The following is a 20,515-nucleotide window of genomic DNA, read 5'->3' as shown; positions in this document are numbered from 1 at the left end:
GCACCGCCTCTGAGGGGATCTCTTCCTGAGAAGAAACCCGATTCAGTAAAAATTTATCCCCTTTTTTTAATAAAACGTGGAAAGAAGTACTTACCATAAAAGAAGTCCCTTATTTCCTTGGCATCGTTAGCAAATCAGCTTATACTCCTCGACCAAATTGGTGTCAAGCTTTCTAGCTTCTTAGATGCAAGATAGAACTTCCACACTTTCCGAAGTAATTACTTCAAGGAAAGTCCTATTTCAAGATGGTGGGATGAGGGCAAAAGAGGATAAAATAGGAAGGATGAATCGCTTCAATGTTATCTTAAGGAGGATTTAATGAAGCGCAAAATATACCTGCATATGAAACCCCTTTATGAGGCCCAAAAGATCTTTCTTAATGCCTGGGACTGGAAAAAGGCGCTTGCTCAAGAGGACATTCCTGTAAAAGAAGCCAGAGGTCGGATCACGGCCCAACCTATTTTTGCCAAGCGATCTCTTCCCGGCTTTAACAGCGCGGCTATGGACGGTATTGCCGTGCGAGCGGAAGATACTTTTGGCGCAAGTGAGGCCAATCCCCTTTTACTCCAAATAGGAAAGCAAGCCTTTTTGGTAAATACGGGGGAACCCTTACCCGAAGGAACCAATGCGGTCATCATGATTGAACACGTCCACTTCATCAAAGAAGACCTGGTAGAGATCAGGTCCCCGGTTTATCCCTGGCAGCATGTACGTCGTATTGGTGAAGATGTAGTCCAAGGAGAAATGCTTTTTACCGAAGGCCACAGGCTTTCGGCTTGGGATCTTGGGGTCTTACTGGCCTCCGGTTACCTAACCGTTACCGTGCGTGCCAAACCCCGTGTCATCTTTATCCCCACGGGGGATGAGCTGGTTTTGCCAGAAGAAGCCGAAGGAGAAATCCCTTTTGGAAAGACGGTGGAGTTCAACAGCACCATGCTCGCCGCTCTGGTTGAGGAATGGGGAGGAGAGGCCGAAATCTTTCCTATTGTAAGAGATAATTACGTAGAGCTCAAAAAAGCAGTCGAAAAGGCCGCCTCAAGAAAGCCTCATCTCATAGCCCTTATTGCTGGATCTTCTGCTGGAAGCAAGGATTATACGGCCGCTTTGATCGAAGAAGAAGGAAAACTTCTGGTGCATGGCATACAAATGATGCCTGGGAAACCCGTAGTACTGGGGCTCGTTCAAAACACTCCTATAATCGGCGTGCCAGGTTATCCGGTATCGGCCGTCCTGGCTTTTGAGCAGATGGTAAGACCTGTTTTTGAAGCCATGTATGGCGCAAGAATCCCTAGGCGCCCCAAGGTCAAAGCCGTCTCTGGATGCAAGATTCCCTCCAAACTCGGTGTTACCGAATTTTTGCGCGTTAAAGCTGGTAAGGTTGGGACGCAAACCGTATTTTTGCCCTTAAAACGCGGAGCCGGAGCCATCACTACCCTTACCCGTGCGGATGCTATAGTCCGTATCTCTTCAGAATCCGAGGGTTTACTTCAAGGGGCGGAGTGCGAAATAGAACTTTTGCGTCCAGAAAAGGACCTTGCCAAAACCATTCTTGTGGTAGGGAGTCATGACCTGGCGCTAGACATTCTAGCCCAGTTCCTACGCCAAAAAGAGCTCGGTCTTGAACTCTCTACGGCTCATGTAGGAAGCCTTTCTGGTCTTATGGCGATAAAAGATGGGCTGGCCCACATGGCCGGCACCCATCTTTTCGATCCCGAAACCGGAGAATTTAATGTTCCTTACATAAAACGCTACTTACCGGAAACACCAGTACGCTTGATCAATTTCGTTTATCGGGAACAGGGGCTTATCCTTCCACCCGGCAACCCCAAGGGAATTAGAGATTTAAGAGATCTTGCCCAAAAAGAGGTAACCTTTATCAATCGCCAGCCAGGTTCAGGAACAAGAGTGCTCCTTGATTATCATCTACAAAAAATTGGTGTGTCACCTAGAGAAATCCAGGGCTACGAAGTAGAAGAAACCACGCATCTCGGTGTGGCCATAAACGTTGCCACAGGGCAGGCCGACGTTGGCCTTGGAATACGAGCCGCAGCCAAGCTTTTAAATCTGGAGTTTATTCCCCTTTTTAAGGAAAGGTACGATCTTCTCATACGTCTAGACTTTTATGAAAGCCCCTTCTTCAAAGTCTTGCAGGAAGTACTGACCGACCCTGCTTTTAAAAAGGCCGTTGAAAATCTTGGAGGTTATGATACCTCAGAGATGGGCAAAATAATCCTATGAGACCTATTACCCTAGAACTAGAAACCATTATAAGAACTCCGGCTGAAGAACGGCAACATTTTGAAGAAGTTATCCAGGAGGTTCCGTACAAAATTTATCTCAATGAAGAGCCCATAGGTTCTTCTATGGTTTTGCCTACCGGGCTTGAAGAGTTTGGCGTAGGTTTTCTCTATGCCCAGGGCTATCTTTCTGGCCCCGAGGTGGTCAAAGAAGTAAGGCTCTGTCACGAAAGGGGTGGTATATTCGTTTATGCGGATATAGAAAAGATCGAAAAAAAAGACCTCATTGTAACTTCTGGCTGCGGTGGGACCGGTAAGATTTCACGAGATTTTTTGGAAAGAGACTTTGAACCCTTGGCTGAATATCAAATATCCTTGAAAGAAATAAGAAGTTTTATCCTTGAGGTCCTAAAGACCTCTGACCTTCAACGCAGAACACACTGTGTTCATGGGTGTGGTTTCTGGTCTGAAGGGGAACTTAAGCTTTTTTATGAAGATGTCGGACGCCACAACGCCATGGACAAAATAGTAGGGGCTATCCTTCTGGGGAAGGCTACCCCTAAAGGGGCTGTTTATACCACGGGACGCTTGACTTCGGATATGGTTTTAAAATGTGCCCGCATAGGCATTCCTATCGTGATGTCGCGTACAGCTACCTCTTCTTTAGGACTCGAAATAGCCAGACGGGCTGGCATCACACTCGTCTGTTACGCTCGCCCGGACCGAATAAATGTTTTCCATGCTCCCGAAAGGATTAAGATATAAAAATGGAATTCTTCTTTCAGGTCAAAAAGGTGGAAGAAGTCTTAAGTGCCATTGAAAAGTTTTCGCCTCTAGGGAAAGAAAACGTAGATTTGACGAGTGCCCAAGGGCGTTTTTGCGCGGAAGATCTCATCTCTCAAGAAGACTTACCTCCTTTTAGCCGTTCCACCATGGATGGCTATGCAGTCTATGCCAGAGACACTTTTGGCGCCAGAGAAGGAGAGCCGGTAGTTTTGCGCCTAGTGGGAGAGATTCCCATGGGCGTTGAACCTACCTTTACCCTTTCTTCGGGGGAAGCCGCCAAGATCGCTACCGGAGGCATGTTGCCCGAAGGGGCCGACGCCGTTGTCATGCTGGAATATGCCGAGGAAATAGGAGAGCTAGTTGAAATCAGAAGACCCGTTGCTCCCGGAGAAAACGTCATTACTAAAGGGGAAGATATCCCCAAAGGTGGGCTCATTCTTGCCGCCCACACCCGGATCACTCCAGGGCATATCGGCCTTCTGGCCAGCGCCGGGATCACCTCAATCCCCGTCTTCAAAAGGCCTAAGGTAGCCATTATTTCTACGGGCGATGAACTAGTCCCGCCGGAAGCGCCCTTAGAGCCGGGGAAGATCCGAGATGCTAACTCTTTTTCTTTATGTGCCGCCGTCCAAGAAGCCGGAGGTACAGCCCATATCATGGGCATTGTGCCAGATCAGGAAGAGGCCCTTTATTCGACTCTAGAAAAGGCTTTAATGGAAAACGACGTAGTGCTTATTTCCGGCGGTTCTTCCGTGGGCACGCGGGATTATACCTTGCGCTGTATCTCGCGTCTTCCCGACGCAGAACTTATCTGCCACGGAGTGGCCGTTAAACCGGGTAAGCCTACTATTTTAGCAAGGACCGGAAACAAAGCTGTTTTCGGCTTACCGGGCCAGGTCACAAGTGCTCTTGTCGTATTTTATATAATGGTCCGTCCCCTTCTACTGCATCTGCAGGGCGCCTGTGGGAAAGACTTGTTTTTACCTAAAGTACGGGCCAAAGCATTACGTAATATCGCTTCGGCTCAGGGCCGAGAAGATTATATTAGAGTCAAATTGCAGGAAGACAAAGAGGGAAAACTCTGGGCAGAGCCCATTTTTGGCCGCTCAGGTATTCTTTCCCCCATGGCCCAGGCCGATGGACTTTTGCACATACCTTCCGAAAGCGAAGGGATATACGAGGGCGAGGAGGCCGAAATATTTTTACTCTAATGACTAATCTTTAATCCATTCCCCTACCGGCCCATTCCTTAAATATAGTGCTCCTTACGAAATTCGAAGACGAATTTTTTAAACTCCGGCCAGGGAAGAGGACGAGCAAAATAGAAGCCCTGGATCTCATCCACTCCGAGTTTACAGAGACACTCTAGCTGTTCTCGAGTTTCTACCCCTTCGGCTACTACCCGCTTGCCGAGAGCTCGGGCTAAGGCCAGAATAGCCTTTACAATTTCAAGGTCTTTAACCGAATTGGGAAGTCCCTTTACGAAAGCTCGATCAATCTTTAGATCGTGTACCGGGAGACGGGAGAGATAGTGAAGAGAAGAGTAACCGGTCCCAAAATCATCTAGAACCACTTTCACCCCTGTTTTTGAAATCTTTATAAGTTCTTTGATTATTTCCTCCGTTTTTTCAACGAATACATTTTCCGTAATTTCGATCTTTATTCTAGTCGGACACAGTCTGTATCTTTTGAGGATGTCCATAAAGCGATCCACAAAGTTTGAGCCCCATAATTGGCGGGGAGAGACGTTGAAGGAGAGGTTAAGGGACACAAACATCTCCCGGGGAAGATCCAAAAGTATGCGACAGGTTTCTTCGGCTATCCAAAGTCCCAAATCCGTGATGAGACCTGATTCTTCGAGCACCCAGATGAATTCACCGGGAGGAATGAGACCTCTCTCCGGGTCCTGCCACCTTACCAGAATTTCTCCTCCGCACACCTTCCATTCCTTGGCGTCTATCCGCGGCTGACAGTACACCACAAATTCGTTTTTCTGTATGGCCCGCCTCAGCCGAGGGAGAAGCACAAGGTACTTGCGGGCCCGTTCGTGAAGATCCCGAGAAAAGAAGACTGTACGGTTCCCCCCCAGGCGTTTGGCTTCATGAAGGGCAGTACGGGCCTTTTTTAAGAGATCTCTAGGTTCGGTACCATCCTCTGGAAAAAAGGCTACTCCGAGGGAGAGCGTAATTTCAAGGGGCAAGTTCCCTAAAACGACTGGTAGAGAGAGAAACCGTTTTAGTTTTTCCAGATATTCCACGTACGATTCCGGTCTTGGAACGAGAAGATAGAAAGTCTCACTTCGGCCGCGGCCGATTTCCCCATCTTTGCCCACGAAATCTTTAAGTCTTTCAGCAAGAACTTTAAGAAGGGCATCCCCTGTATCGAAACCAAAAACCTGATTGACGTGAATGAGACGATCCACACCTAGCGATAAAAGCATGAGCTTTTCGCCTTTTTCTCTTGCCTCTCGGAATCTTTTTTCCGTCAGTATCAGGAAATATCCTTCAAGCGGAAACTCGGTTACGGCATCGAAAAGATTATTACCGTGGGCCTTCCTCTCTCTGATCGCCTCCAGGGCGGAATTTATGTGGTTATAAAAGTCATCAAGAAAGAGCGTACGTTCCCATTCTGAAAGAGGGGCTTTCGAGAGTCCCAGGATAAGCATTCCGAAAGTCCAATCCCTTACTCCAAGCGGAATGAGGACCCAACGCTCGACCCCAAAATTTTTGGAGGGTTCAATCAGTGATTCCGAGATCTCCGAGGGTTTCAGAATCCTAGGCTCACGGAGCCATTCGAAATCCTCAAAAATTTCATCAGGGAAGAATTTTTTCAATCCCTGAGCATCAAAAGGAAGGATCGTATCCAAAGAATTTATCTTTCCCCATAGAACCCTAAATTCCGGGAAATGAAAGAGCAAGTCAATCAGACCTTTTACGAATTCCTCCAAACTGCCGGCATGATGGAAAAGGGTGTTCATCTGATATAGGATAAAATAAAAGTTGATAATTCTATTGAGTTTATCTCTTAAGCGAGAAAAATCTCTTTTTTGGATTAAAAGATTGTATTTAGTAGCCCAGAGAAGATCTTCAACAATGATTTCTGGATTTCTGGAGGTTAGACCTGTTTTAAGTAATTCTAAAAGGGTTTGAAAGCCCTTTCGGGATGCTACGGCTCTTCGTACAAAATAAGCTAAAACCTTTCGAGCCTTTTTAGGATTGTCGTTTAGGAGATCAAAATACTTTTCCGACTCCGGCTTTTCAGTTTTACTAGTATCAAGTCCCACTAGTATCTCTTTTTAGCGAAGAGCGCAAGGAGAGTCAAACTCATTAAAAAATCAAAATAGATCTTTATATCTAATTTCAAGTCTAAAAGTCGAGGAAAGGCCCTATATAAAGCTTATTTTTCTTTAAAAGCAAAGAATCACTAGGGAAGCCTATAATACCCAGCCGGAAGCCCGGGGCTTATCCCCTTTTCATGGAAACAAGACGGGAGCCTTAGAGTTTAAGGCCCGATATAATGGAAACACCCGAGGTGGAAAGGCCTTGGGAGGTATTGACAAATATGTCTTGATTGCTCAAGATGTTGACGATGAATACCGGTTCGATAGCCGGTAGCTCAAGACGTAAAATTAAACTGATCTCCCTAGCAAGCCTTTTTATTTATCTGGTCGCCCTCTATTTAATCATCCCTCTCCATCAAAGAAAGCACATAAATGAAATATTTTCAGAAAGCTTTTGCTATACCTGCGTCCCTTTTAAACCAGCTTATACCCACCCTCCCGACCAGGATTCGGGAAAAAGGCCTCACCACACTACCCAAAATTGTCCCGTCTGTCTTACCTACCTTTTGGCCCAAAGTGCCCTACCCTCCCTTTTCATTTATTTGGTTATTTGGGCGATAAAGCTTGCAATAAGATTTTGCTTCCGTGAATTTCTAAGCCGAACTTCTTTTGTTCATTTTCAAACCAGGGCCCCTCCCGTCTGCATATCCTGAAGGGCTCGGCCAGGCTCCTCAAGGAATAAAAAGCGGACTCGGAAACTGAATTTAGCCGATCAGGTGACCTGAAAGATATTTTGTCTCTTCCTTCTGGCACCCGACGTTAAAGATGGGCCGTGCCCTTCAGGGCCATTCCAAAAACCTCTTTTCAATCAGGAATAAGCATTTCCTAAAACCTAAGAATAAGGAGGGAGCTATGAGGGGCCTGATATTGATATTTTTACTGGTCGTGGTTTTAACGGTTACTTCGGTGGGGCAGGTCCTTTCGGCCAACCCCTCCGAAACCGAATTCTCTGAAATTTCTAAACTAAGAGAAGAAATCCGTCTTCTGCGGGAAAACTATGAAAGACAACTTGAAGAGCTTAAAGCAAGTTATGAACGACGCATCAAGCTCTTAGAGGAACGTCTAAAAAGGGTCGAAGAAGAGAAGTATCTGGCAAAGGATTCTCAACGCCTTAAAGAAGAAGTAAAAGAAGAGGTTTTAGAAGAGATCCAACCGGTCATCTCCAGTTCCGTAAGGACCTTCCCCAGCATGTTCAACCCGGCGGTCTCTCTGACCATCGACACCATGGCCAAATACTATTCCAATGAAGGTCGGGACAATAGTTTTGATCTTCGTTCGGCAGAGCTAATGCTCTCCGGAAGCGTTGATCCCTTCCTTTCGGCCTACGCAGTCATCCTGGGCACCGAAGAGGATGTTGAACTTCATGAGGCCGCCGGCGTTGTCCGTCTGCCCATGGGTTTTTCCCTAAAAGGAGGCAAGTTCTTTGCCGATTTCGGTCATCTGGCCAAGGTCCACGAGCACGATCTCCCGTTCGTGGATCGTCCTCCCTCCCTTAAGGCCTATCTGGGGGGTGAACCCATTGTGACCGGGGTCGAGCTGGGATGGTTAGTACCGATTGAAAGGTATCTCCACCTGACACTAGGAATCTACGACGAATTTGAAGGACATTCACACGATGAGGGGCATCATCACGAGGCAAACTCCCACATCCACCGCTCCACCGATGACTTCGCTTATCTGGCCAGGATCTCAACGGGGTTTGATCCTTTTCCGGACCACAATTTCCGCCTAGGCGCAACTTATCTTCGTTTTGACACGCAGGATCGCCAAACCTACGCCTTTGACTTCAAGTACACCTGGTTTCCTCTGAGCAAGGCCCATTATCAGCGTCTGGACTTTGGAATGGAGGTACTTTTCAATCGAATAAGATTTGCCCATGAAGCCCATGAGGAAGAGGCCCATGTTCAGCATGCCTGGGGTGGTTATGCTTACCTGGAGTATAAGTTTAGCCCTAAATGGTCATTAGGTTTTCGTTACGATCAGTTTCAATACCTGAATAACAAAAACAACGAATATACCTATACCCCTTACCTGACCTTTTCTCCTTCCGAAAGGCATCGCTGGAGGTTCCAGTACAATTATCGCAAGCTGGGGCACAAACTCTACGATGATCGGAGCTACGCCCACGAAGTCTTCCTACAGTGGACCTTCACTCTGGGCTCTCACAAGCATCCTTTCCAATACTAAAGGAGGAGGTAGAAACCATGAAATGGAAAACGATAATTTTAGGACTTAGCCTTCTACTCCTTCTGGCTCCCTTCGGCTGGGCCAAAAAACTTTTCGTGGTAACCTCGGTGCCCGATTTGGCTGACATAGCCAGACAGATCGGGAAGGAGCGGGTAGAGGTCGTAAGCCTTACCACGGGAGTAGAAAACCTCCACCATGTTCCGCTGAAACCGAGCTTCCTGGTCACCCTTAGAAAGGCAGATGTCCTAATTGTTCTGGGACTGGAGGCCGAACACGCCTGGCTTCCGGCCTTAATTGAGGCCAGCCGCAACAAAAAGATACGCTACGGAGCGCCGGGTTATGTAGATGCCTCCAAGTATATCATCCCCATTGAAATTCCTGAGGCCATCGATCCGGCCTTAGGACATGTTCATCCCAAGGGCAATCCCCATTACAACCTCGATCCCAAAGCGGGCCCTAAAATGGCCAAAGCCATTGCTGAAGGCCTTAGCCTCAACGATCCGACCAATGCTGCCTACTATCAGGCCAACCTTTCCGCTTATCTCGAATTTTTGCGGGAAAAATGGCATGAATGGAAGGAAAAGGGAGAGAAACTTCGAGGGCTGCGTTTCATTAGCTATCATAAGACCTTCGGCTATTTTGCCAGGCGCTTCGGCATGATCGAAGTAGGGACGATTCAGTTGGCAACCGGGGTGGAGCCAACCCCTACCCATCTTAAGGAACTCCTGGAGAAGGCCCGCCGGAACGGCTGCGAGGTGGTGATAAGGGAGGTTTACTATCCGGAAAAGACGCCCAGGCGGGTGGCCAGGGCGTTGGGAGTCCCTCTTGTCAGTCTGCCGGTCATGGTGGGAGGGGTACCGGAGGTGAAGACCTGGCCGGAATTGATCGACTATCTCATCGAGGGGCTTTCGGAAATAAGAGATGAATAGAAAAACGGCCATCAGGGTCGAGGACCTCACTGTGGCTTACGACAGCCGGCTAATCCTTGAAAAAGTGAGTTTGGAAGTCACGGCCGGCCAAATAGTGGGTTTCATCGGTCCTAACGGGGCCGGCAAGACCACCCTCTTTCGCGCCCTGCTGGGGTTGATCAAACCCATAGCAGGGCGCGTCACCTTTTTCGGGGATGCGGGTCGTCCCAATTTGGGCTACGTGCCCCAACAGGACCGCCTTGATCCCCTTTACCCTCTTACGGTTTGGGAGGTAGTCGCCATGGGGCTTTATCGAGACCTCGGGCCCTGGGAGAGGCTTAGCCGTCATAAATCCAAGGTGCTCGATGCCCTGAAGACGGTCCGGCTCGAAAGGGAATATCGGAGAAAGTTTTGGGAACTCTCACATGGTCAGCGACAAAGGGCCCTTCTGGCCCGAGCCCTCCTCTCGCGCCCCGAAATCCTTTTCCTTGACGAGCCCTTCAGCGGCCTGGATATGGAGAGCACAACCCTCATTTCACAGCAACTAACACGTCTGAAGAGCGAACAGAATCTGACTATCCTTCTGATTCACCACGATCTCCCCTTTTTGAGAGGATGGGCGGACCGTGTCTTCTGGGTTGATAATGGACGAGTATCTCCCCTAACTTGAGGTCAGTCTATGGAGACTTTTGATATCTTTCGCCATGCATGCCTCATGACCCTCATCTCCGGTCTGATTTATCCGGTCATCGGGGCCTATTTTCTGCTCAGACGTTGGGTGTTTTTGGGAGTGGCCTTACCCCATCTGGCCATGGCCGGAATGGCCTTGAATCTCTTTATCTTAACCATCTTCGATCATGTCCTTCCCCCGGGAGTCCAAAAACTGATGGCCTTCGGTAGCCCTTTCCTAGTAAGCCTTTTGGCCCTAGTCATACTGGCCCTTCTCGAGAGGCGGGAGGCAATTAGCGAAGCCCGCATAGGGGCCGCCTACGCCCTGGCCCTTTCGCTGAGTTTACTTTTCGTGGCCAAAAACCCCTGGAGTCAGGCCCAGATTATGGAAAGACTTCGGGGAGATCTCATTATGGTCTCCTCCACCGAGGTTCTTACGGCCGTGGTCGTCTTTGGGAGCGTCATCGCCTGTCTCCTCCTTTTTCGGAGAGAGTTTGTATTGGTCTCCTTTGATCCGGATCTGGCCAGGATTTTGGGCAAGAGGGTCAGGTTCTGGAATGCGTTTCTTCTGGTGCTGGTAGGGCTTTCCATTTCCGTAGGGGCCGTTGTGATCGGTCCTCTGGTAGTCTTCTCCCTTATGCTCTTTCCACCGCTTGCAACCAGAAACCTGGTCTCCGGTCTCAATCGTTTCCTGGTGTTTTCGAGTTTGATCGGTTTCTTGGGAGCCGGCCTGGGTTTTGGGATCAGTATCCATCCCCTCTTTGACACTCCTTTAGGGCCTACCGTTTCGGTAAGCGTGGCCGGCATTTCGGGACTTGTTATGGCCGCATTCAAGGTTATGAAAACTTGGAGAAAGGCCCGGGCTTGATGCCATTGAGGCCCTTCCCCTCCGAGGTCAACACCACGGCGCACCTTCACTTCCCGGGCCACAGGACTTAACTTGAAGGTCCTATTTGGCCAGGGGGAAATAAATTTCAAACCTAGTGCCTTCCCCGAGTTTACTGGTAACGTGGATCCAACCGCCGCGGCGTTTTACCAGGCTATAGACAATAGCTAACCCCCAGCCCCTGTTACGGCTTGCATTTTCCCCTTTGGTAGTGACCATAGGCTCGAAAATCTTGTCAAGCATCTCTTCCGGAATTCCACAGCCTTGATCCTGGCAGACAAGCACCGCAAACTCCCCCGGATAAGCGTTCCCGTGAAGTCTGCACTCCTCCTCGCTTACTTGCCTTAAAGACGTGGATATGAGAATCTCCCCCTCTCCATTCATGGCTTCACAGGCGTTAGAGACCAGGTTACTTACCACACGCCAACACTCTCCCGGGCCCATTTTTACCGGAAGAGGGCAAAAGGAAGGCTCAAAACGGAGCCTTATCCCTGGTGGAAGCCCTGTTTGAATAGACCTCAGGATTTCCTTTACTTCGGAAGATAGATCTTTTAGTTCAAGAGCTTCTTTGTGCCCTTCTAATCCGTTTGCCTGTAAAGCACTAAGTCTTTCAACTAACTCCCCTAATTGTTCCACAATCTTTCGCAGAGCCTTGATCCTCGGACAAAGCTCGTTCCCACTCTTGGCACATTTCAGCGACAGGATCTCCAAACCGCCTTTTAGAACGGTCAAACAGTTTCTTAGATCATGGTAAATACCCCGAGACAGGTTTTCGATGGCCTCCATGCGTTGTAATTGCAGATATTCCTGAAAGGCGTGAAAATCGCGACCAGTTAGCCCTTCCCGAAAAATTTCTCGTTTTTCCTTTTCCATAGGCTTTTCCTCATACCAAAATGTAATAAAGCTCCCTGATTAGGATATACCGAGGGACAAACACCTCCTGTTTCGAAGGTTCCCTTCAGTCTCATTAGGCTCAACCAGCATGAGATCTCGCCACCTTTTGAGGTGAACCGGATTACTCCCAGCGAGGCAGCACCAGAACCAGGCCCAGTCGGTCTCAGGCCAAGTGTAAGTAAGCCAATCGTCTCGATCCCAGTGAAAGCGGGGCTTATTCCTCAATCGCAAAATGTCTGCGCACCATTGGCGGAGCACGGCCACAGCCAGCTTCTTCTCAGGAGAAACCTGCTTACCTGTCCACTCGAAGGTGATGCTGAGCCCGTTAAACCTCATAACCACCTTTTGGTTATTGAATTTCTTTTGCAATTAGTATCATAACCCTTGGATGGTTGTCAAGGGGCCAGGAAGGCTACCGGCGGATGACATAGTCGCGCACTTCAGGCTCTAACCCCTGGACATATCGGGCAGAATGTTTTTACTCTAGATCCGAATGCGCTTGAAACTCACGCTTGAGCCGATAGGGGGGCGGCTAATACTTCAGGTGCATTACAACCACCTGATTCAGGGGATGATTTACCATCATCTTGACCAGGCTCTAGCCCGGCGATTCCACGAGGAAGGGTTCACCTACCACAAGCGGCGCTTCAAACTCTTCACCTTCTCCCGCCTGATTTCCCGGAACCCGCACTACCTTCCGGAAAGGCGAGAACTTGTCTTTAAGGGGCCAATCTATCTCTGGATCGGGGCCATGGAGGTGGAATTTCTGGAGTCACTGGCCTCGCATCTGGTCAAACGGCGAGAGGTGAGACTTGAGGGGCAAAGTTGTCACCTTGCGGCCATCGAGGTGGAAATGCAACCCGAGGCGAGGGGGCCAGTGGTGGTTCGCACTCTCTCGCCCATCACGGTTCATCGCACCTTCTTTGATCCTGAGGGCCGGAAGAAGACCCGTTTTTTTCATCCGTCGGAGGTGGAATTCGAGCGCCTGGTGTTTGACAACCTCCTGCGGAAGGCCCGGGCCTTTTACGGGGAGCAAACCGATGTGTTTCCCGCTCTTGAGGATGGGGCCTACTTACGCCCGCTGAAGCTTAAGAAAGAGGTTATCACGCGGTTCAAAGATACGCTGGTCAAGGGCTGGGACGGGCTTTTTGAGCTTTCACTTCCCGAACCCCTTTTTACCCTGGCCTACAATGCCGGCCTCGGGGCGAGAAACAGCCAGGGCTTCGGTATGGTGGAGGTGGTAAAGCAATACGAAACCAGCCTATAGAAGTACTAGGCTTATTTTGTCAAATTGAACTTTCGACATTCAATTTGACAAAATTATTGCGGAGTGGCAACATGAGGGTATGGAGACCAGATTCAAGCCCCGAATTCTGCAAGCCAGCTTAAAAAAGGCGGCGGAAAAGTTTCCCAGCGTCACTCTCATCGGCCCGCGTCAATCCGGAAAGACCTCCCTGGTGCGCATCACTTTTCCGGAATACCAATATGTCAACCTAGAAGATCCCGAGGAGCGCGCCTTTGCCCGGGAAGACCCTCGCGGATTCCTGCGCCTATACCATGGCCGCGTCATTTTCGACGAAATACAGCGTGTTCCCGAACTCCTTTCCTATCTCCAGCCGCTCATTGACGAAGATCCACAGCCCGGGCGTTTCATCTTCACTGGTTCGGGGCGTTTTCAACTCCTTCAAAGCGTGAGCCAGAGTCTTGCCGGAAGGACCCTCTTTCTGACACTTTTGCCTTTTAGTCTCGCGGAGCTCTTGGAAGAAGCCTCCCTTGATCCGGAACGATTCGACGAAGAGCCACCAACACGCCCGAAGCCCCCTTTTTCGCTTGAGGAGCTTCTTTTTAAAGGGCTTTATCCTCCGGTACACACCCGAGGCCTTCCCGCAAGGGAATGGCTCGGGGCTTATTACATGGCCTATGTGGAGCGGGACGTGCGTGAGATCTTAAACATCGGGAACCTTGAAGCCTTTCAGAAATTCATCCGCCTTTGTGCCGGAAGGGTCGGACAGGTACTCAACCTCTCCTCCCTGGCTTCGGATACCGGCATCTCGCACACCACGGCGCGAAGATGGCTTTCAGTGCTTCAGGCCGCCTTCATCGTCCATCTTTTGAAACCCCATCACCAAAATTTTTCAAAAAGACTCATCAAATCGCCCAAGATCTATTTCTTCGATACCGGCCTCCTGTGCTACCTCCTGGGTATCAGGAAGCCTGAGGATGTCCTAGTCCATCCCCTTCGCGGGGCGATTTTTGAAAATTTCGTCTTTTCCGAGCTTTACAAGGCCTTTGCTCATCGTGGCGAAGAGCCGCCGCTTTATTTCTGGCGAGATCGCACCGGACATGAAATCGATTTTCTCCTCGATTTGGGCGTAAGACTCATTCCGGTGGAGGCCAAGTCCGCAGAAACCGTAACCCGCGATCAACTCAGAAATCTTCTCTATTACCGCAAACTAGCCGGAAAAATAGTGAAACACGGGGTCTTGGTCTACGGCGGCGAAAGGACCCTTGAACGCGAAGGACTAATTGTCCGCCCCTGGTTTATGTGTTCTTAAATTTTTGATATAATTTTTTTCAGGGGGGTGGAGAGCGAGGAATATCGGATAAGGTTACCCTCGACCTTTCCCGTCCGACTGGCAATTTTTGGATAGACAACGGTCTGGTGGTCCTCTATCGCCTCTTCGGTGAGGGAGAATTCGATCACCGGAAACTCATCGATAGCTTACTAGAAAAGCTCGTTCATGCGACAGGAAACAAAGGTGAATACTTCGATCGAGAAACCGGCGAAATAAAGACGTATCCCAAGAAAAATTGGTGCTATCCTGCCAACCTTTTTATTAAAGCCAACCCTAAGCCCAAAAAGATCAAGATAGACGGTAAAGACTATTTCCTTCATCCTCCTAGATACGAACTCAAACTTTCCTTCTCCAGGAAAAAGGAGCCCTGCGACATTTGTGCCCAAATCGCTCCTTCAACCAAGGCCAAGATGTGGAACTATCCCTTTGTCGTGGAGCCCGGAAAGTTCGCCAACTTTTATCCGGGCCTCAAGCGTGAGCTCAAGGTTTGTCCCACCTGTGCCGTGGCCGGTCTAGCCGCTTATCTCGGCTGGCTCTGGTGTGCCCAAGGACGGGATGCCCTTCATATCTTTTGTTTTCACGGAGATCTATGGGATCTCGAACGCCTCCAGCGCGAGGTCTTTGACTCTCTCCGTCTGGAAGAAAAAGGTAGGAACGTCCCTCTGGCCTTCTACGGCCCGTATCTTCACGAGACGGCCTGGGGCCTCCTCTTGAGGCTTTTCTCGTACGTGCGCCGTCATTCGCCGGAGGCCGAAAAGCTTTCTTCCGAGGCGCGGGAACTCCTGAAAAAACTTTTTGGGGCCTCGGACGGCGGTTCCGCCCAACCTCTGGTCCTTTACGTGGTTACCGGAAAGCCCGGTCAGGCCTTCAATATGCAACTTTTCAAGGAATTCGGTCGTCTGGCGGCCCTCTACCGCCTCTATAAAAAATGGATCAACCTCTTTGAAGATTACGACCGCCCTCAGAAAATAGTCGAAAACGTCTTTCGGCAGTTTCAGAAGAAGGAAGGACGCAACTTCCACACCATTTGGAGGGACCGGATTTCCGCCGCGGTCCTCGAGATGGGTGATCCCCTCCCTTTCGTGGAGGAATTCCTTTACGAAGGTGCGGATAAGAAGCCCTTGGTCTTTGGGACCTTAGAGGTCCTTGAAGTCTATCTCAAGGAGGTCTTGGAAATGGATGCCGATCTGCTCAAGGTCATCCGGGGATTCGGTTACAACCTCGGAAGTACGGCCCAACGCGAAAACGAAATGGGGCTCCTCTACGCCCTGCGCAACGCCAAGAACCTCGACGAGTTTTTCCGCGTGCTCAACGACGTGCAATATCGGTTGAGACTCACCGTGCCGGAGGATCTTCTAGTGGTGGAACCCGGGGAGTCCATAAAAGGGAGCCCCTGGAGGCGGGTCAAAACCCTCCTTTCCATCTATACCATGAACGCCTATCTCCGGGCCCAAAACAAAGGCCAATCGTAGGAGGAACAAGATGAGTAAAGCGGTAAGCCTGGGCTACCTTTTCAAGGTTTCAGCGGGAAACGTAAACGCTTCCCATACTGAGGGCAACGTGTTAGTAGCCAAAAAGGTGACTCTTCCAGATGGAAGCACCATACCCTACATCTCCGGCCAGGCGATAAGGCGGATGCTCCGCGATCGTCTGGAGGATCTCGGCTGGACTCTTTCCGAGCCCTTCTGCGAAGTTTCGGGCCAGGAGGTCACCCCGCCGGTGAGACCTTGGGAATTCATCGACGAAGACCTCTTCGGTTACCTCGACCCTTCGGGTGGCCGACGCCGCACTTCTCCGGTGAGGGTTTCGGCCGCCGTGGGGCTCTTCTCCTTTCAGGGTGACCGGGACCTCGGCACGCGCTCTTTCGAAAAGTTCGGCCAGTCCATAAGTGAGGGCGGGAACATGTTTGAGACCGAAGTCTATACTAATCTCTTTCGTGGGGCCGTTTTGCTGGTGCTTGATCGTCTGGGCAGTTTCACCGCTCTCGAGGTGCGCGAAGATGAAGTTCCAGAGGAAATCTCGCGAAGCAATGGGCGTTTCAATCTTCCTCCTGAGGAAAAGGCCAACCGGGCAAAGGCTTTACTTGAGGCTCTGGGCCTTCTCTGGGGAGGCGGGCGCACGGCCCGGATGCTCGTAGATCTCTCGCCGCGTTTTCTGGCCTACGCGCGGCTTTCGGTGAAACATCCGGTTTTTCTGGAAAACCTCGAGGCCGAGTTTGAACGGGGGAGATACCGCCTCCTGATCCCTCCGCTCAAAAACGCCCTAGAGCGCTTTCGGGATCGCGCGGAGAAGGTTCTCTTCGGGCTCGAGGCGGGCTTCTTCGCCAACGAGGAAGAAATCTACCGGGAGCTTGCGGATTTCGGTGCGGTGATGACCCTTTCCGAGGCTTTGGAGGCGGCCCAAAAGGATATATCGGAAGTATGGAAGGCCTAGCGGTCACCCTCAGAGCCCCGGTGGCTTCCTTTCGGAGGCCGCTTGACATAAATTTTCAGCGGACCCTTCTTTTGCCCCCGCCGACCACCTGCCTGGGACTTGCCGGGGCCGCTCTCGGTCTTTCAGAAAGGGAAGTCTGGTCTCGCGGAAGCCCACTTACCTCCCTCAAGGTCGCCGTGCTTCTTGAACCCTCTTGGGTGACGGGCGGAGATCCGGCGGTGACCAGGGATATGTGGAAGGTCCTCAAGATAAAGAACAAAAAGATTGCCGAGAGGTCCCCTTACTTTCGCGAACTCCTTTTCTTCCCACGTTACACGATCCTTTTTGCCGGAGACAAAGGTCTTCTTTGTCGTCTCCGAGAGGCCTTTTTCGATCCCGCTTATCCGCTCTCTCTGGGGCGGGAAGATGAACTGGCTCGGATAGAGACGGTGGAGGAAACGAATTTTGAACTGGGGGGCCCGCTCTTTTCCGGAACGATGATCCCAGGCGACATCCGGGAAATGGAAGTCAGAGTAAAACTTGCTTCGGGGATGAGGATAGAGCCCCCAACTGTGGAGGTGCTCCCTCTCCGTTTTGAAGTAGATAAGAAAGGAGTGAGGCATCCTCTCCGCCGTCAGGTATTCACCCTAATTCCCTTGGGAACGGAGCTCGAACTTCCGGAACTTGAATCGTATTCTTTTCGTGACCGCAATTTCGTATGGCTAAACTCCTAGCTAAACCGGAAGTCTCCCTTAAGGACCACCTTCTCCAGGTGGCCGAACTCGCCAAGGAACTTTCCTCACAACTCGGTCTTTCCGCCGATCTTTCCTGTCGCGCCTTTTTGGCGGCCCTATTTCACGATCTGGGCAAGGCCACCAGAGATTTTCAGCGTTACATGCGCCTCCTGGGCGAGGGGAAAGAGACCGAGGCCCGTCGGCTAAAACCCCGGGTCTTTCCCCATGCCCTGGCCTCCCTAAACTTCGTGTTCCTGACTGAAAAAGTCCTTTTCGGTGGACCTTTCCTGGCTACTGGGGCCGTTCTCAGCCACCATTCTCCGCTCGGCGGAGACCTATATCGGACCTGGGAAGCAAGGCCGGAATACGAAGATGGACTTAGGGAACTAATAACCTGTCTGATTGGAAAACTGAAATCTATCATGGATAAATTTCCCGATCTCGAAAGAGACCTGAAAACTGTTCGGGGGATTCCGCCTTTGCTCCTTCTTGAAAAAGCTAACTTTCAAAGAGAAGGACGCCGGTTCAGTCTTCGCGGACTGCTTAAAGAGGCCCCGCAATGGGGCTTTGCGCGGGTGAAAGCCGTCCTCCGTCTTGCGGATTGGTTGGTCTCCGCCGGAAAGAAAGATCCCGGAGAACTTTTCCTGAAAAACGGCCGCCGTGCGGTGGAAGATCATTTTCGGTGCCGGAACCTAAGTCCTTACCAGTTTCAAAGAAGAGCCGGACGTCTTTCCAAGGAGAGCCTGGCCCTTAGGGCTCCCACGGGCTCCGGTAAGACGGAGGCCTTGCTCCTCTGGGCCGGTGAGGCGGAACGCATCGTCTATCTCCTTCCCACCCAGGCCACGGTAAACGCCATGTATCAGCGGCTTCGCAAAATCTACGGCCCGGAAAGGGTGGGATTGGCTCACGGTCACGCTTCTTATATCCTTCACCGAGAAACCGAGGAAGACCTCCTCTGGGAGAGACTTTCTTCTTCGGTCTTTGCCAAACCGGTGACCGTGGCCACCATTGATCAGTTTCTCCTCGCTTGTCTTCACGGAAGACATTGGGAAGAGAGGCTCACGCTTTCCGCTTCGGCACACCTCGTCTTCGACGAAATCCATTCGTACGAACCTTACACTCTGGGTCTCCTAAAGGAGGCCCTAAATGACTTTCCCGGAAAATATCTAGCCTTTGCCAGTGCCACTTTGCCGAAAACCCTGCTGAGAATGTTTCCTACCGCGGCCTTTATGGAGGCTGAAGACCGGTTCTTTTCTCGCAGACGTCATCGCCTGGTTCCGGTCCACCGCTTTCTGAAAGAAAACCTTCCGGAAATCATTTCCGCGGCCAAGAAGGGCCAGAAGGTATTGGTGATCCTCAACACCGTTCTAGAGGCCCAGGAGATCTATCGGCTTCTGTGCAAAAGTTACTCCGGTCCGGTGCACCTCTTTCATTCGCGTTTCGTATTTCGAGATCGGTTGGCCAAGGAAAGTATGGTGAAGGAGGCGAAGGCAGGTACCATTCTTGTGTCCACCCAGGTGGTCGAAGTGAGCCTGGATATTTCATACGACGTACTATTTTCCGAGCTCGCCCCTCTCGATGCCCTCGTGCAACGTTTGGGAAGGGTGAACCGCCGTGGGGCAAGGCCTCCAGCAAAGGCAAAATTTTTCACCCTGGTAGGAGAGGGTAGCAAGCGGGTTTATCCAAAAGGTATCCTCGAAAGGAGTCGTTCTCTCCTGGAGAATCTTTCCGAAATTCCCCAAGAAAGGGAATGGGTAGACGCTGTGAACCGTCTCTATGAAGAGATTGTTCGCACGGAGTCCTTCCAAGAAGATTTTGAACTTGGGCGTCAAACCCTGCGGGAGATTCGGGAAACACTGGGGTGCTATACCATTGACCTTGCCGATGAAGAATTGCGGGCCCGTTTTGCCACCCGAAGAGGTACACCCTCCGTGGAAGTGCTTCCGGAGACCTTTCTCACTGAGGCTTGGACCTTGAAGGATCGAAAAGAAGGCTGGCGTTTGGTAGAGCTTTTGGTGCCGGTGCCCATCTGGTGGCTTCGTACCTTCAAGGATTGGTTTTATCCCTCTGAAGACTTTGGGCTTTTCGTGACCCGTCTTCCTTACAATCCCGAGGAAGGGCTTCTCACGCCGACCGGGGACGGAACACCGGAGGGATACGAGCTCTGGTGAGCCAAGAGGGACAATGTTTTCTCTCCGTCATCTCAACGGCACAATCTTCTATGCCTATCAGGTTTGCCCGCGGGAGGCCTGGTTTTACTTCCACCGCCTTAATCCCGACCAAGAACACCCTCTGCTCGACCTCGGCCGCCTGGTTCACGAAACCTCCTACAGCCGTTCTCGCAAGGAAGTCCTAGTAGATCAACTCTTGAAGATAGATCTTTTTCGCGGAGATCTGGTGGCGGAGGTGAAACGCTCCGGCAAACACAAAGAAGCCGCCCGTCTCCAGTTGGCCTTCTACCTCTATTATCTCAAGCACGAAAAGGGCCTTACGATGGAAGGGATCCTGCTTTTTCCGAAAGAGCGCCAAACCGAACACCTCGTACTTAATCCGGAACTTGAAAACCGGGTGGAGGGCCTCATTCGCGAAATGGAATCCATACTTGTTTCGGAGAACCCACCCGCGGCAAAAAAGATCCGCTACTGCCGATCCTGTTCCTTTGAGGAGGTATGTTGGGGATGAAGCGGCCAATTTACATCTTCAGCAACGGTCAACTCAAGCGCGAAGGTAATACCCTGCTCCTTATAACCGAAGAGGAAAAGAAGGTTATCCCAGTGGAAACGGTGGAGGAAATCCTGGTCTTCTCGGAGCTAACCCTTAACAAAAGGCTCTTAGAGTTTCTCACTCAAAAGCACATTCCCGTTCACTTCTTCAACCATTACGGCT

The 20,515-nt window shown here is 50.6% G+C and carries 18 protein-coding genes; 16 read left to right on the top strand and 2 right to left on the bottom strand.

The annotated features are described in order from the left end of the window. Positions 1-318 precede the first annotated feature (318 nt). The 3 genes from TDIS_RS09015 to TDIS_RS09005 are packed head-to-tail and all read left to right on the top strand — an operon-like array spanning position 319 to position 4,234. Positions 319-2,238, top strand: coding sequence for a molybdopterin biosynthesis protein (locus TDIS_RS09015; RefSeq protein ID WP_068671508.1), 1,920 nt, complete (start codon positions 319-321; stop codon positions 2,236-2,238). Continuing rightward, positions 2,235-3,002, top strand: coding sequence for a formate dehydrogenase accessory sulfurtransferase FdhD (gene fdhD, locus TDIS_RS09010; RefSeq protein ID WP_068671506.1), 768 nt, complete (start codon positions 2,235-2,237; stop codon positions 3,000-3,002). Before TDIS_RS09015 ends, fdhD begins: the two co-directional genes overlap by 4 nt. A 2-nt stretch (positions 3,003-3,004) precedes the next feature. Beyond that, positions 3,005-4,234 carry a molybdopterin molybdotransferase MoeA gene (locus TDIS_RS09005; protein WP_068671504.1) on the top strand — a complete coding sequence of 410 codons (1,230 nt, stop codon included), beginning with the start codon at positions 3,005-3,007 and terminating at the stop codon, positions 4,232-4,234. Between the two features lie 38 nt (positions 4,235-4,272). On the opposite strand, the gene TDIS_RS09000 is transcribed toward TDIS_RS09005, so the two are convergent. Continuing rightward, on the bottom strand, positions 4,273-6,306 hold the full coding sequence (locus TDIS_RS09000) for a putative bifunctional diguanylate cyclase/phosphodiesterase (protein ID WP_068671502.1): 2,034 nt from the start codon (positions 6,304-6,306) through the stop codon (positions 4,273-4,275). 296 nt (positions 6,307-6,602) lie between these two features. Between TDIS_RS09000 and TDIS_RS11580 the strand changes: the two genes are divergently transcribed. From TDIS_RS11580 to TDIS_RS08975, 5 genes are all read left to right on the top strand, one after another. Beyond that, entirely contained in the window at positions 6,603-7,016 is a 414-nt protein-coding gene (locus tag TDIS_RS11580) for a DUF2946 family protein (RefSeq protein ID WP_425263983.1), read from the top strand. A 199-nt stretch (positions 7,017-7,215) separates the two neighbouring features. Then, positions 7,216-8,550 (top strand): hypothetical protein, encoded by a 1,335-nt coding sequence (locus TDIS_RS08990; RefSeq protein ID WP_068671489.1) that lies wholly within the window; start codon positions 7,216-7,218, stop codon positions 8,548-8,550. 17 nt (positions 8,551-8,567) lie between these two features. Beyond that, the gene (locus TDIS_RS08985) at positions 8,568-9,479 is read left to right on the top strand and encodes a metal ABC transporter substrate-binding protein (RefSeq protein ID WP_068671487.1); all 912 of its coding nucleotides are present in this window, start codon (positions 8,568-8,570) and stop codon (positions 9,477-9,479) included. Further along, positions 9,472-10,128: a metal ABC transporter ATP-binding protein gene (locus tag TDIS_RS08980; protein ID WP_068671485.1), complete on the top strand. Its 657-nt coding sequence runs from the start codon at positions 9,472-9,474 to the stop codon at positions 10,126-10,128. The genes TDIS_RS08985 and TDIS_RS08980 overlap by 8 nt, the downstream gene beginning before the upstream one ends. Positions 10,129-10,137: 9 nt before the next feature. Further along, positions 10,138-10,995: a metal ABC transporter permease gene (locus TDIS_RS08975; protein WP_068671483.1), complete on the top strand. Its 858-nt coding sequence runs from the start codon at positions 10,138-10,140 to the stop codon at positions 10,993-10,995. A gap of 81 nt (positions 10,996-11,076) precedes the next feature. On the opposite strand, the gene TDIS_RS08970 is transcribed toward TDIS_RS08975, so the two are convergent. Further along, complete coding sequence (locus TDIS_RS08970) at positions 11,077-11,886, bottom strand: two-component system sensor histidine kinase NtrB (RefSeq protein ID WP_068671481.1); 810 nt, start codon at positions 11,884-11,886, stop codon at positions 11,077-11,079. Between the two features lie 514 nt (positions 11,887-12,400). Between TDIS_RS08970 and cas6 the strand changes: the two genes are divergently transcribed. The 8 genes from cas6 to TDIS_RS08925 all read left to right on the top strand — a co-directional run. After that, positions 12,401-13,174 carry a CRISPR-associated endoribonuclease Cas6 gene (gene cas6, locus TDIS_RS08960; RefSeq protein WP_068671477.1) on the top strand — a complete coding sequence of 258 codons (774 nt, stop codon included), beginning with the start codon at positions 12,401-12,403 and terminating at the stop codon, positions 13,172-13,174. 79 nt (positions 13,175-13,253) lie between these two features. Beyond that, positions 13,254-14,462 carry an ATP-binding protein gene (locus tag TDIS_RS08955; RefSeq protein WP_068671475.1) on the top strand — a complete coding sequence of 403 codons (1,209 nt, stop codon included), beginning with the start codon at positions 13,254-13,256 and terminating at the stop codon, positions 14,460-14,462. Positions 14,463-14,569: 107 nt separating this feature from the next. Beyond that, on the top strand, positions 14,570-15,955 hold the full coding sequence (locus tag TDIS_RS08950) for a hypothetical protein (protein ID WP_244147507.1): 1,386 nt from the start codon (positions 14,570-14,572) through the stop codon (positions 15,953-15,955). Between the two features lie 10 nt (positions 15,956-15,965). Continuing rightward, complete coding sequence (gene cas7i / locus TDIS_RS08945) at positions 15,966-16,916, top strand: type I-B CRISPR-associated protein Cas7/Cst2/DevR (protein WP_068671472.1); 951 nt, start codon at positions 15,966-15,968, stop codon at positions 16,914-16,916. Then, positions 16,904-17,629 (top strand): CRISPR-associated protein Cas5, encoded by a 726-nt coding sequence (gene cas5 / locus TDIS_RS08940; RefSeq protein ID WP_068671470.1) that lies wholly within the window; start codon positions 16,904-16,906, stop codon positions 17,627-17,629. Before cas7i ends, cas5 begins: the two co-directional genes overlap by 13 nt. Next, positions 17,614-19,800, top strand: a complete 2,187-nt coding sequence (locus tag TDIS_RS08935; RefSeq protein WP_068671468.1) for a CRISPR-associated helicase/endonuclease Cas3 — start codon at positions 17,614-17,616, stop codon at positions 19,798-19,800. The genes cas5 and TDIS_RS08935 overlap by 16 nt, the downstream gene beginning before the upstream one ends. Positions 19,801-19,813: 13 nt before the next feature. Continuing rightward, on the top strand, positions 19,814-20,311 hold the full coding sequence (gene cas4 / locus TDIS_RS08930) for a CRISPR-associated protein Cas4 (RefSeq protein ID WP_068671466.1): 498 nt from the start codon (positions 19,814-19,816) through the stop codon (positions 20,309-20,311). Further along, on the top strand, positions 20,308-20,515 hold a 208-nt coding region (locus TDIS_RS08925; RefSeq protein ID WP_208595693.1), incomplete at its 3' end, for a CRISPR-associated endonuclease Cas1. The genes cas4 and TDIS_RS08925, both read left to right, overlap by 4 nt.

Origin of the sequence: Thermosulfurimonas dismutans, from assembly GCF_001652585.1 — a bacterium.
GTDB lineage: Bacteria > Desulfobacterota > Thermodesulfobacteria > Thermodesulfobacteriales > Thermodesulfobacteriaceae > Thermosulfurimonas > Thermosulfurimonas dismutans.
The sequence above is the reverse complement of the archived record's forward strand: the minus strand, read 5'-3'. Positions and strand labels throughout refer to the sequence as shown.

Bases quoted from the DNA above. Each gene is read 5' to 3' on its own strand.
- cas7i (WP_068671472.1), top strand. From the start codon at position 15,966: ATGAGTAAAGCGGTAAGCCTGGGCTACCTTTTCAAGGTTTCAGCGGGA.
- TDIS_RS08990 (WP_068671489.1), top strand. From the start codon at position 7,216: ATGAGGGGCCTGATATTGATATTTTTACTGGTCGTGGTTTTAACGGTT.
- TDIS_RS11580 (WP_425263983.1), top strand. From the start codon at position 6,603: ATGTTGACGATGAATACCGGTTCGATAGCCGGTAGCTCAAGACGTAAA.
- TDIS_RS08955 (WP_068671475.1), top strand. From the start codon at position 13,254: ATGGAGACCAGATTCAAGCCCCGAATTCTGCAAGCCAGCTTAAAAAAG.
- TDIS_RS09005 (WP_068671504.1), top strand. From the start codon at position 3,005: ATGGAATTCTTCTTTCAGGTCAAAAAGGTGGAAGAAGTCTTAAGTGCC.
- TDIS_RS08980 (WP_068671485.1), top strand. From the start codon at position 9,472: ATGAATAGAAAAACGGCCATCAGGGTCGAGGACCTCACTGTGGCTTAC.
- TDIS_RS08975 (WP_068671483.1), top strand. From the start codon at position 10,138: ATGGAGACTTTTGATATCTTTCGCCATGCATGCCTCATGACCCTCATC.
- TDIS_RS08935 (WP_068671468.1), top strand. From the start codon at position 17,614: ATGGCTAAACTCCTAGCTAAACCGGAAGTCTCCCTTAAGGACCACCTT.
- fdhD (WP_068671506.1), top strand. From the start codon at position 2,235: ATGAGACCTATTACCCTAGAACTAGAAACCATTATAAGAACTCCGGCT.
- TDIS_RS09015 (WP_068671508.1), top strand. From the start codon at position 319: ATGAAGCGCAAAATATACCTGCATATGAAACCCCTTTATGAGGCCCAA.
- TDIS_RS08970 (WP_068671481.1), bottom strand. From the start codon at position 11,886: ATGGAAAAGGAAAAACGAGAAATTTTTCGGGAAGGGCTAACTGGTCGC.
- cas6 (WP_068671477.1), top strand. From the start codon at position 12,401: ATGCGCTTGAAACTCACGCTTGAGCCGATAGGGGGGCGGCTAATACTT.
- cas5 (WP_068671470.1), top strand. From the start codon at position 16,904: ATGGAAGGCCTAGCGGTCACCCTCAGAGCCCCGGTGGCTTCCTTTCGG.
- cas4 (WP_068671466.1), top strand. From the start codon at position 19,814: ATGTTTTCTCTCCGTCATCTCAACGGCACAATCTTCTATGCCTATCAG.
- TDIS_RS08985 (WP_068671487.1), top strand. From the start codon at position 8,568: ATGAAATGGAAAACGATAATTTTAGGACTTAGCCTTCTACTCCTTCTG.